10 protein-coding genes and 1 pseudogene are annotated in these 11254 nt (G+C 53.4%); 7 read left to right on the top strand and 4 right to left on the bottom strand.

Features of this window, described 5'->3' with window-relative positions; translation table 11 throughout:
• From OEL57_RS09400 to OEL57_RS09385, 4 genes and pseudogenes are all read left to right on the top strand, one after another.
• Positions 1-275: pseudogene (locus OEL57_RS09400) on the top strand (hypothetical protein); the annotation flags it as partial.
• A gap of 7 nt (positions 276-282) precedes the next feature.
• Positions 283-456: a hypothetical protein gene (locus OEL57_RS09395; protein WP_300739950.1), complete on the top strand. Its 174-nt coding sequence runs from the start codon at positions 283-285 to the stop codon at positions 454-456.
• 124 nt (positions 457-580) lie between these two features.
• The gene (locus OEL57_RS09390; RefSeq protein ID WP_300739948.1) at positions 581-874 is read left to right on the top strand and encodes a hypothetical protein; all 294 of its coding nucleotides are present in this window, start codon (positions 581-583) and stop codon (positions 872-874) included.
• Positions 875-1271: 397 nt separating this feature from the next.
• Entirely contained in the window at positions 1272-2456 is a 1185-nt protein-coding gene (locus tag OEL57_RS09385; protein ID WP_300739946.1) for a Fic family protein, read from the top strand.
• Positions 2457-2569: 113 nt separating this feature from the next.
• On the opposite strand, the gene OEL57_RS09380 is transcribed toward OEL57_RS09385, so the two are convergent.
• Together OEL57_RS09380 and OEL57_RS09375 are read right to left on the bottom strand one after the other, a co-directional pair.
• A complete protein-coding gene (locus OEL57_RS09380) occupies positions 2570-4189 on the bottom strand; it encodes a sensor histidine kinase (RefSeq protein WP_300739944.1) in 1620 nt (539 codons plus the stop codon).
• On the bottom strand, positions 4186-4926 hold the full coding sequence (locus OEL57_RS09375; protein ID WP_300739942.1) for a response regulator transcription factor: 741 nt from the start codon (positions 4924-4926) through the stop codon (positions 4186-4188). Before OEL57_RS09375 ends, OEL57_RS09380 begins: the two co-directional genes overlap by 4 nt.
• 146 nt (positions 4927-5072) lie before the next feature.
• Here OEL57_RS09375 and creD point away from each other — a divergent pair, with 146 nt between their 5' ends.
• Complete coding sequence (gene creD, locus OEL57_RS09370; RefSeq protein WP_300739937.1) at positions 5073-6398, top strand: cell envelope integrity protein CreD; 1326 nt, start codon at positions 5073-5075, stop codon at positions 6396-6398.
• A 101-nt stretch (positions 6399-6499) separates the two neighbouring features.
• On the opposite strand, the gene OEL57_RS09365 is transcribed toward creD, so the two are convergent.
• A complete protein-coding gene (locus OEL57_RS09365) occupies positions 6500-9247 on the bottom strand; it encodes a bifunctional nitrogenase iron-molybdenum cofactor biosynthesis protein NifEN (RefSeq protein WP_300739933.1) in 2748 nt (915 codons plus the stop codon).
• A 328-nt stretch (positions 9248-9575) separates the two neighbouring features.
• Here OEL57_RS09365 and OEL57_RS09360 point away from each other — a divergent pair, with 328 nt between their 5' ends.
• Both OEL57_RS09360 and OEL57_RS09355 read left to right on the top strand, forming a co-directional pair.
• A complete protein-coding gene (locus tag OEL57_RS09360; RefSeq protein ID WP_300739931.1) occupies positions 9576-10043 on the top strand; it encodes a hypothetical protein in 468 nt (155 codons plus the stop codon).
• Positions 10044-10059: 16 nt separating this feature from the next.
• Positions 10060-10362 (top strand): hypothetical protein, encoded by a 303-nt coding sequence (locus OEL57_RS09355; RefSeq protein WP_300739929.1) that lies wholly within the window; start codon positions 10060-10062, stop codon positions 10360-10362.
• 83 nt (positions 10363-10445) lie between these two features.
• Here OEL57_RS09355 and OEL57_RS09350 read toward each other — a convergent pair.
• Positions 10446-11254, bottom strand: an 809-nt coding sequence (locus tag OEL57_RS09350; protein ID WP_300739927.1) for a M14 family metallopeptidase, incomplete at its 5' end; no start/stop codon positions are given.

The raw sequence follows: 11254 nt of genomic DNA, 5'->3' as shown, positions 1-11254 counted from the left end.
GCCGCACCATTTACATCCTGGATGAACCGACCACCGGTCTGCATTTTGCCGATATTGCCAAACTGCTGGATGTGCTACACCGCCTGGTGGATAGCGGTAATACCATTGTCATCATTGAGCATAACCCGGATGTAATCAAGACTGCCGACTGGATTGTTGATCTTGGCCCAGAAGGGGGCGATCGGGGTGGCGAACTGGTTGCCGTTGGTACGCCGGAACAGGTGGCAAAAGTAACCCGCTCCTGGACTGGCCAGTTTCTGCGGAAGATGCTGTGAAGGTACCTTGAAAATCCTGCTTGGCATGCGGGATTTTCAAGGTACTAAGTGCTTTCTGCCGCAAGAGAACGCAAAGAACGGAAAGAAAATCACTATCTGCGATCTGGTAAAAGCTCTTCAGCTTGGGCTTGTCAAGCGAGTGAAAATATTTCCTGAAGAAATGTTCCGTTTGGGAGGATGACCGGTTCACGCGCGTGCGCGCGTGAACCGGTCAAGTACGAGTTGGACGACAAAAATGAAAATTACATGGATTAAAGGAAATCATTAGACCGAGAGGGATCAATATAACTTATCAGGAGGAGTTTATGAAAAAGGTAGTGGCAACGGCATTTCTGTTAGTTTTAATGGCGTCAAGTGCGTTTGCTGGTCAGCGGGAGGTTGCAATTTGCTTTTCGTATCTTGTTGGGGATACCTCAACGATGGATGGTGGAATATGCAAGGGTAAAACTCTAAAAAATATGTATGATGAGGGTTGGCATGTTGCTCATATGATTACTGGTCTGCCATCTCAATTTGGTTTTTTACTTGAGAGAGAAACTCTGCCAAAAGCACATCCGGTAGAAAATAGTTCTCCTAAAAAAGATAAAACAAGGAAATAAATCAGTTGTTTAACCCCCGGAGAGTTCAGTGACGCGAGACATTTTAACTGATAAAAACGTAGTGAAGCCTTTTTCCCATAGGCTTCACTACGTTTTTCTGAATGCAACAGAGTGGTCAAAGCTCCAAATTCCAAATTATTAAAAACAATGATTTCCCAGCCAGGCAGTTTGACACCGCCCGCCCGAAAAGATTGGGCTAGCGGGTCAACTGCCAAGCCGTTGAACGAACACTGAACATGAAAAACCATGCTTTGTCACAGAAACCCATACCCAACCAGGCTTAACAAAACCTTTTGCCTTGTCCGCTTACGGGTAGATCCTTTAATAACTCGCTTGTCTGTTAAAGGTAAATATATTATCCTTTAATAACGTAGAACCTTATTAAAGGATTGTGGCCATGAAAACTTCAGATTTAAGCCCCGACCGGCAAAAGCTGCTTGTTCCCCTGAAGGAGTATCCGGGTGCCTCTGCGCTTGTGCCCCCTCCTGCCCCCCGCACACTGGGACTGAAAGAAGTTTTCGGCGATGTAGTTAGGGCCCACGAGGAGCTTGGAGCAATGCAGGCTGCAACCTCCCGTCTCCCCAATCCAAACCTTGCCACGAGGACGCTCGACCGTCGGGAGGCCGTCCGGAGCAGCCAGATCGAGGGAACGTCCTCGGATGTTGATCAGGTTCTCGAGTATGAAGCGACCGGCAGCAACGACGGACTTCCACGTGACGTGGTGGTGACCTTTAACTACGTCAAGGCATTGCACTACGGCCTGCAACAGGTGAAAACCAGAGGGGCCGCCGCCCTGGATCGCACACTGATCGAGATGCTCCACCGTCACCTTATGGAGGGGGCCGATTACAAGGACGCGCCCGGTCAATTCCGGCAAAGACAAAACTGGATCGGCGGCCATAGAAACATCTACGATGCGAAATTCGTCCCGCCCCCCCATGAATATCTTGGGGAGTGCATTGCAGACCTGGAAGAGTTGCTGCGCTATGTTCCGTCAGAGGAAGACCAAACCGAGATATCCATCGTCATCCGTTTGGCAATAATCCACGCGCAATTCGAAACGATCCACCCCTTCATAGACGGCAATGGCCGTGTAGGCAGGCTCCTGTTACCGCTCGTGCTGTTCGCTGAAGGCTATCCGCCGGTTTACCTGGCCGGGTTCCTCAAAGAAAACCAGCAAGAATATTACGATACTCTGAGCGCAGTGCAGTTGCGTGGAGAGTGGGTGCCGTGGGTCCGGTTCTTCGCCGAGGGAGTGCAGGTGGCCGCACGGGAGACAATACAAACTGCGGAACGTCTGACCGCTCTTCTTGATCAGTGGAAGGCGCTCATACGCACGAGCAACGTCAGGAGCGACGCCCTGCCACACCGACTCCCTGAATACCTCATTGCTCACCCGGTGGTAACGGTCCGCTCAATCCAGGAGGCGTTTAATACCTCGTTTCCGACTGCAAATGCCGCTTTGAACATGATGCGAGAGAAGGGGATCGTAGCGCCGCACTCTGAACGAAAAAGGGACCGAATTTTCATCGCTGCGGATGTGATTAATGTTCTGAACCGACCACCAGTACCAGGACAGTGATTAATTTGCAGCTCCGACGCCTGTTTAATGCAGAAATGCGGAAATAAGAAAAGTTGTCCAACACGCATTCAGACCATGACCGGCCCAAAACCGACGGTGTTCTCCCGGCCTGTTCATCCCTTGCAGAGCGGTAGCAGCACCCTGAAGGCCGCCCCCTTGTCAACAGGCTGAAGTTCAATCGACCCGCCATGGGCCTCCAGCAGTGATCTGATAATCGACAGGCCCAGTCCGCTACCTCCCTGTTGGCGGGCTGTGGTGAAGAACGGTTTAAAGATCTTGTCTGCATTTGCCGCTGAAATTCCCTTGCCATTATCAACAAAGAGCAGCTCAGCCAGATCAGGAGCATCACTGCGCTGAATGCGGCGTAAGGTTACCGTGATTGTGGTGTCCGGCCCGTTGTGCATCAGCGCGTTACCAAAGATGTTGGCAAAGATGCTGGCAAGCAGATCCGGGGCGATGCAGGCGGTTGTGGTGCCGGTTTCGCCGTGCAGGGTGATGCGTAATCCCCTGCTCTGATACTGTGCAATGGTCTGTGTGAGGATTTCTTGCAGCGGCGCCTGTTCATTGCCCGGTGTGCAGGCATCGGCCCGGGCCAGTTCCAGCAGTCTGCTCACCAACTGTTCCAGCCGTCCGGTTTCCTGCTGGATGATCGTAAGAAAACGTTCCCGCTCTTCCTGACTCATCCCGTCATAATGTTCCTGCAATAACTCCATTGCTCCCCGTAAGGAGGTCAACGGCGTCTTGAATTCATGGGAGACGGTTGCCGCAAAGCTGCGGATATAACCTGAGCGGGCCTCAATGGTGCCTGCCATACGGGTAAGGGCGGCTGAAAGCTGGTCAAACTCTCTGATACCGGCTGATTCAGTGGCCGCGGCAAAGGTGTGTCCGGTTTGTGCCAGCTCTGCCTGCTGAATCAGGCGTTTTAGCGGCCTGTTCAGATAATAGGCCAGCAAAAGGGTGATCAGCAGCGCAACGCTGCCGATGGCAAGCCCTGTTTTCAGAAGATGAAAGCGGATCAAATACAGCGCTTTGGTTACCTCAAGCGGTGTGCGGGACATGACCACTGCGCCGATAATGCGGTTGTCCAGGATTACCGGATGGGCCACAAAGATACGGATGCGTGCACCGCGGCTGATTGAGCCCAGGGCAGGTGTTGACCATTTGGAGTTGCGGATGCGTAACTGACTGGTGGTTTCACCGGCCAGTGCCCGTGCCACTTCGCTCCAGCCACTCAAGGACTGGCCTTCGTCAGTGCTGCTGCTGGCCACAATGGTACCGCGGAAGTCAACAATCCGTGTGCCGGCCAGCAGGTTTTTCCGTGCAGTTGCCAGGAGCGGTTTGAGGGTGCTGGCAGCTGCTACAGCAGCAGGATCTCCCGGCTGGGAAGCCGGAGTTGGAGCCGGTGCTGGCGGTAGAATGACGGCTTGTGCCAAATCAAGGATCGGCGCTATGGGGGCAAGGGTTGTGTCAATCAGCTGTGGGGCTGCTTCTGTTTCTTCTTCGTCCTCTGTGGCAGGGAGTTGCAGGCGTTCTTTCTTGATGAAGGCACTCTTGCGGTAGGCTTCTTTGAAAGCGGAGGAGAGCAGTACGGTCTGGCCGATCAGCTCCGATTCGGTCTGACGCACCAGCTCGTTTTCGTACAGGCGTAGCATGGTGATGCCACCCAGCGGCAACAGCAGGATGATCAGATTGATGACCAGCAGCAGGGTACGCAGTCTGGGACGAAAGGTCATCTGGCTGTGCCTTGTCCACAGTCTGAAAGCTTGTAACCGATACCATGCAGGGTCTCAATCGGGTCTGCATCAAACGGTCTGAATTTGTCCCGGATATGCCGGATATGGCTATCGACGGTACGGTCGCTGACAAAGGTTTCACCACCGTAGGCCCGCTCCACCAGTTCAGAACGGTTGAATACCTTGCCGGGAACGGAGAGTAGTATTCTCAGCAGGCAAAATTCTGTGGCTGTCAGTGCAATCTCCCGGCTTTCCCAAAAAACCTGAAACCTTTCTGAATCAAGCTTCAGGTAACCATATTGACACAATACGTCAGACATAATGGGCGTTTCTGGCTTGCTCTGAGCAGCACTGCGTCTGAGCACGGTCTTGATCCGGGCCACCAGCTCTCTGGGGCTGAACGGTTTGGTAATGTAGTCATCAGCTCCCAGCTCAAGCCCCACAACCTTGTCAATTTCATCACTCATGGAGCTGAGGAATATCACCGGCGTCTCAGATTCCTTGCGGATGATTCTGCAGAGGTCAGTGCCGTCACGTTCCGGCATCATGACATCAAGCAGCACCAGATCCGGCTTGTCAGCGCGAAACCGTGCCAGCGCCTCATTGCCGTCCTGTGCAGTCATGATCTGGAAACCGCTTTTCTGCAGGGCAAACCCGGCCACCTGGAGAATATTGGGGTCATCATCAACCAAGAGTATCAGTTTGCCATCCGCCACAACCAGCTCCTTTATCGGCATTTTCCTGAGGGTACCCAACGCAGAGCTATGATGCAAGTGTCCCTGCACAAATTCTGCATTAATTTTCCCTGAAATCTCCTGCAAATGCTCATTTGCACTGCAAACCGGTGTGCGATTCTAAGACAAATCCTGGATGGAGGTGTGCTATGAGCGAAGGAAGCAGGTTAACACGTTTTGGGCAGTCAGCAATGACCAAGTTACTGGTTATTGGCGGACTGGTTCTGGCACTGCTGGTGCCGGTGGAGATGGTGAAAGGTATTATTCATGAAAGGGATATGCGCCGAAAAGAGGTGGTGGCTGATGTGGGTGGTAAATGGGGTAAGGAGCAGACCATTGCCGGACCGGTGCTTACCATCCCGTATCGCAGCTACGTTACCGATGACAAGGGTAAACATTCTACCGTCATTGAGTATGCCCATCTGCTGCCTGAGCAGTTGCAGATAAACGGTACGGTCAAGCCGGATTCCCGTTATCGCGGTATTTATCAGGTGGTGGTCTACAATGCCGCATTGCAGGTGGGTGCGGAGTTTACCACGGATGGCCTGGGTGAACTGGGCATACCGGAACGGGATATTATCTGGGATGGCGCGGTTGTCTCGGTGGGGTTGCCTGACCTGCGCGGCCTGAAAGAAAATAGCCAGCTTGTCTGGGAAGGTGGTCAGTATCCGATCAATCCAGGGGTTGGTGTGCAATCCATTATGACATCCGGCATTAACAGCAAGGTGCCGGTCAGCGCATCAAAAAAACGGTACCGTTTCCAGATATCCCTGAACCTGAACGGCAGCGGCCAGATCATGTTCCTGCCACTGGGCAAGACCACCACGGTTCAGCTTGCCTCTAGCTGGAAAAGCCCCAGCTTTATCGGCCCGTTCCTGCCGGATGAGCGGGTGATTAATGACAACGGTTTCAACGCAACCTGGAAGGTGCTGCACCTGAACCGCAGCTATCCGCAGCAATGGAGCGGCGGTAATGACAAGGTGCTGGAATCTGCCTTTGGCACCAAACTGTTTTACCCGGTGGATGAATACCAGAAGAGCATGCGTTCTGCAAAATATGCCGTGCTGTTTATAATTCTGACCCTGACCGCGTTTTTTATTACTGAGGTCATCAACAAAATCAGGGTCCACCCGATCCAGTACCTGCTGATCGGCTGTGCCATCTGTCTCTTCTACGTGCTGCTGCTTTCGGTTTCAGAACACAGCAGTTTCGCTGTTGCTTATCTTGTGTCCGGCATCGCTTCAACCTTGTTGGTCAGTCTGTATTCCAAGGCGGTGTTGCGCTCCGTTCCGGTAACCCTGACCATTGGTGGCTTGATGAGTTTTCTGTATGGCTTCCTGTATGTCATCCTGCAGCAGGAGGATTATGCATTGCTGATCGGCAGTGTCGGCATGTTTGTGGTGCTGGCAGCCGTGATGTATCTGACCCGCAAGGTTGACTGGTACGGGGTAAGTAATGGTGATGGGCCGACATGAAAAGAGTTGGCACTCTGGATTAGTGTCATTGGATAGCCACAAGAAAAGCCGCGTTAGCCTGTAACGCGGCTTTTCTGCTGCCACTGATCGAATCTTCAGTTTTAGTTATGCGCCAGCTTCTGAGCTTCTTTTGCATTGGCCTGGAACAGGTTCGCCACTTCAAAGACCAGATTCAGGGTGCCGCGATAGCCAACCCACATCTTCTGGTGCGCTCCCAGCCGGTCAAATACCGGTAGTCCAGTTCTTAAATGGGCGCCGATCTTCAGTTTGGCTGCTGCCTGTCTGCCGTTACTGTTGGCTACCAGCAGGTCTGCGCCAATTGCAGCGGTTTCCAGATCTTCCAGATCCCCCACAAAGACGTTCTCACAGGGCAGGCTATCCAGGCCACGAGTGCGGGTGGCTGCCAGGGCAGCCTGTATCCGGCACCCCATGCTTGCCAGAAAGCGGGTCATCCCTTTCAAATGGTCAGCTTCCAGGGCAATGGCCACCTGTTTGTTGCCAAACTGATAGTGGCTGTCCACCATGGCATCAGCCAGACGTGATCTCCAGCGTTGATGTTTCTCCGGTATCTCTCTGCCGCTGATGGTTGCCAGGGCTGCCATGAAGCGGTCGGTCTCTGCCATGCCGGTTAGAGAAGTAAATCCGTAAGCCGGGATGCCCAGCCGTTCTTCCAGCTGGCTGGCTGCCTTGGCCAGTGAGTCACCGACATAGAGGGTGGCGCTACTGCGGCCAGCCTGTTTGATCTTTTCAACGCTGATGCCGCCGGTGGAAAGGGGCGATACATCGGCATCAATATGTCCATCCAGTGCATTGGCGATGTCCGGGATACAGAGTACGGTCAGGCCGAATGATTCGATCAGCTCTTTCAACTCTTCCACATCCGCCGGGGTCAGCTGGGCGCCGGGGATCAGATTGACCTGATCAGGAATTGTCTCGCCAGCCTCCGGCAGAGTTGCCAGAATCGCCTCAACCGTGTTGGCATAGCCTTCCTGCAGCGAGCCACAGTAATCCGGCGTGGAGGCCCAGATAATCGGCACCTGGTCATGCTCTGGATGCTCTACACGGAACTGGTGGATGGCAGAGCGGACATCATCCCCCATGGTCTCGGTCAGGCCGGAGGTCATCACCCCCACCACCTTGGGACCAAACTTCTCAATCACCCGGCCAATCCCTTTTTTCAGGTTTTCCCAACCGCCAAAGATGGCGCTGTCTTCGCTCATGGCGGTGGCGTTCAGGGCGATGGATTCCTTGAAGTGCCGCGAGAGCTGCAGTCGGATAAACGTTGAACAGCCCTGGGCACCGTGCAGCAGGCCCAGCATCTGATCAATTCCCAGATAGGCCAGGGTTGCGCCCAAGGCTGGCGAGTTCTTCTGCGGGTTAACCGTGGCAGCCTTTTTCGGCACTGCCACCCGCGATGCAGCCAGATCTTGTGTCAGATAGGTTTCAGCATGGCTGCGGGCGGCGTTCACCAGAGTTGTTGTGTCGGCTTCCCACGGTTCAGGGGCGTTCAGTAGCGGCCAGATCGGGTTGTTAACGGTCAGATCAAGCTGTTTCGCAAAGGTAACCATCCCCTCGTAACCAGCATAGGGGTGGGAGCGGCCATGGTTGATGTCAAGGAACGGAGTCTTGGTCTTTAAGGCCAGAAACTTGGTCTTGCCGCCGGCCACAATCAGGTCCGGCATCTTTTCTTTCATCACTCCCAACAGACCGGCGGTGGAGGTGTCCTCAATGATCTTGGCATCCTTGTGCATCAAGGCCTTCATCCGGTAAAAGTCTTCCAGGGTGGAGTTCTGGGTGCCAGCTGCCAGGATCTCAACCCCCAGCTCCCGCAGGGCATTGACCATGGACCAGGTCTTGACCCCGCCAGTGAACAATACTGCCCGTTTGCCTTCCAGTCGGGCCCGGTAGGGGGCCAGCCGCTCGCGGCATTTTGTCTCTTCTTCTTCCAGCAACTGCTCAACCCGATCCTGCATGATCCGCTTTTCAAGACCGTTAACGGCATCGTCCAGTGCAATGGCAATGTTACGCAGCGCCTTGGCAATATCAGTCAGGCCGTAGAACGATTCTTCCAGGTACGGCATGCCGTAGGTCTTCTGCATCTTCTTGGCCAGGTTGGTCAGGCTCTTGGAGCAGATGATGATGTTCAGCTTGGCCCGGTGGGCGTAGCGCAGCTCCTCAAACTTGGCATCACCGGAGAAGCAGGAGAGGATCTGGATCCCCAGCCGGTCAAACAGCGGAAGCATGCCCCACAGGTCTCCGGCGATGTTGTATTCGCCGATCAGGTTAATCGGATATTCACCCAGCAGTGGTGGCTCTGCGGTGCCGATAACTTTTTTGAATAAGATTTCACCAGCCAGACGGTTGCCGATATTTTTATCGCCGATGAAACCGGGGGTGTTGACCGGCACCAGCGGTATGTTGACTTTTTCCTGGGCTGCCGTGCAGACAGATTCAATATCATCACCGGTCATGGCGGTGACGCAGGTGGCGTAGACGAACATCCCCTTGGCTTCAGGGTAGCGACCAGCCAGATCAATAATCGCCTTGTACAGCTTCTTTTCGCCACCAAAGATCACGTCATTTTCCAGCATCTCGGTGGTGAAGCCGCGACGGTACAGCTGTGAATCCGATGAACGTGCCCCCCGGTTGTCCCAGGAGTTACCGGCGCAGGCGATCGGGCCATGCACCAGGTGGATCGCATCGGTCACCGGCATCAGCACCACCCTGGCGCCATCATAGGCACAGGAACGTTCAGTCCCTTCACCCGGTTCAGACTTTTTACAGAACTTAGGAGCCCCCTTATCATGGGTCTCACAATTGTCAGTATCGTACCAATCAGGTTTTGCCATAGTAACCTCGCAACAGGCGGCATCGTTGCTGCCCGTGACCTGACTTTGCACTGGGCGTGCCAACAGCGCAATTGCCTGTTTTTGCTAAAAAACGAGTCAATTCGTCGTGTCGTGCAAGCTTGTCACCAGCTCGAGTTGCCGATGAAATATACAGTTTGTTGATTTGCTGCAAAAAAGCTGTGCGTATGGGGCTCTTCAAACGCTCTGATCTTGTTAATAACTCTCTTGATTTACAGGTGCAAAGAGCATAGGATAATAACTAAGAACGTACTGAATTCTGTGGGTGAGTGCCATGGTAACCCCGGTAACCACAAACATAACGCCTTCAATGCCTGATCTGCCCGCTGTTCCTGTCAAGAGCGAGGCCCCCTCTACGCAGCCGACTCCGTCTACACCGACCACCAAACCGTCAACGAGCAGCAACAGCCAGGCTTCGTCTCAGGACTCTGTAACACTATCAAGTACTGCTTTGGATATGAGCAAGGCCCTGATTCAGCAGCACGAACAAAAGTCTGAAATCAAGCAGGAAGCGGTTAAACAAGAGGCTGTAAAGCAGCAGGTCGCAGCGGAGACAGAAGAAAAAAAACCATATAAGGCAGCAACCAAGAGCTATCCGCCCTATATGGGAAACAGTGAAGAATTAAAGCTGCTGAAGGAGAGTTCACCGGCATTGTATCGTGAGATATTACGAATGATTATTCCGACACCATTAAATATCTCATACGCTGACAAGCAGAGTTTGCAAAGTTCACAAGGTATGAGTAGCAGCAAACCAACTGTATCAACAACCGCTTAAGAAGGAGGTGGTTATCATGTCAATCAGTCAGATATCGCCCAACAGTTTAGCAACCAACAGCCCGTATGTTAACCCGTCTGCAAAGACAACAGAGACACAAGCAGGGGCAATCCAGCAAGGTAGTCAGGATGCCCAGAAACCGGCCAAGGCCGCTCAGACCGATACGGTGACCATCTCGCAACAGGCGCTGCAGATGACCGGTGGTACAAACAACAGCAAGCCTGAGGACACTCAAAGCAGCACAAGCAATAACAATGGTGGCAACTCAAATCCTAACCCCAATCTTCGTCAACCGGGGAGCTTTAGCGCTCAAGCATAGTAACGTACATAGTATGTGAAGCAGAACAGGCGCTCTGAAAAATCAGGGCGCCCGTTTTGTCTCTGGGGACTGAAAAACTGTAATTATAGCTTCGGATTGATCCGCAGCAGCAGATCTCCCTCAAACAGTAGAGGATGTCGGCGGATACCGGTTAGCAGCCCGCTATCCGGTGCAACTACCTTTTCAATAATATTCCCTTCAAAACTGTCGTAAATATACCCCAGCTCCTGTCCTTTACTTACCCAGCGCCCCACCTGCCGGTCTGAAACAAAGGTGCCGGCCTTGCTGGCGTAGAGCCGTTTTGAGCCTCCCTGCTTGAACAGGCACGGCTCTTCATCTCCATCAGCCAGTGAAACGCCTTCCAGTATACCGACTCTGCCCAGAAGCGAAACCAGCCCCCTGAAGACCCGCTGGCAGTGACCAAGCTGGACGGTACCGCCCTGACCAACCCGCAACAGAAAGCTCTGACCGGGCCAGACCTGCCAGGCATGCATCAGGGTGGTGGTGAAGACCGGTGAGATGCTGCGCTCCATGATCGCCTGCAGGCCGAAAAAACAGGCTGCTTCCCGCTGTGCATCAGTGGGACTGTATAGCCGGACCTGGGGCAGCTCTTCAAAATCCGTACCTGCGGTATGCAAATCAACCCGGTATTCGGCTTTTTTTGTCGCATCAAGAACCGCCAGGGCGATCCGCTGGGTGGTCTCGCCGCTGACATTGCCGGGAAACATCCGGTTCATGTCGCTTTTATCAAAGGGCCAGGTGCGGCAACGCAGGTTAACTCCCAGAACGTTGACCGCCGGTATAATCAGTACCTTTCTGAGCAGCTTCAAGCCGGGATGTTTTCCGGCTTCTACACCGTTCAGGAAATCAGCCAGACGGGAGAGGATAAAGT

Origin of the sequence: Trichlorobacter sp., assembly GCF_030247655.1 — a bacterium.
GTDB lineage: Bacteria > Desulfobacterota > Desulfuromonadia > Geobacterales > Pseudopelobacteraceae > Trichlorobacter.
Note: the sequence above shows the minus strand (reverse complement) of the source record. Positions and strands in the feature narration are given on the sequence as shown.

Coding starts and splice junctions, on each gene's coding strand:
- creD (WP_300739937.1), top strand. CDS start 5,073: ATGAGCGAAGGAAGCAGGTTAACACGTTTTGGGCAGTCAGCAATGACC.
- OEL57_RS09380 (WP_300739944.1), bottom strand. CDS start 4,189: ATGACCTTTCGTCCCAGACTGCGTACCCTGCTGCTGGTCATCAATCTG.
- OEL57_RS09365 (WP_300739933.1), bottom strand. CDS start 9,247: ATGGCAAAACCTGATTGGTACGATACTGACAATTGTGAGACCCATGAT.
- OEL57_RS09360 (WP_300739931.1), top strand. CDS start 9,576: ATGCCTGATCTGCCCGCTGTTCCTGTCAAGAGCGAGGCCCCCTCTACG.
- OEL57_RS09355 (WP_300739929.1), top strand. CDS start 10,060: ATGTCAATCAGTCAGATATCGCCCAACAGTTTAGCAACCAACAGCCCG.
- OEL57_RS09385 (WP_300739946.1), top strand. CDS start 1,272: ATGAAAACTTCAGATTTAAGCCCCGACCGGCAAAAGCTGCTTGTTCCC.
- OEL57_RS09390 (WP_300739948.1), top strand. CDS start 581: ATGAAAAAGGTAGTGGCAACGGCATTTCTGTTAGTTTTAATGGCGTCA.
- OEL57_RS09375 (WP_300739942.1), bottom strand. CDS start 4,926: ATGCCGATAAAGGAGCTGGTTGTGGCGGATGGCAAACTGATACTCTTG.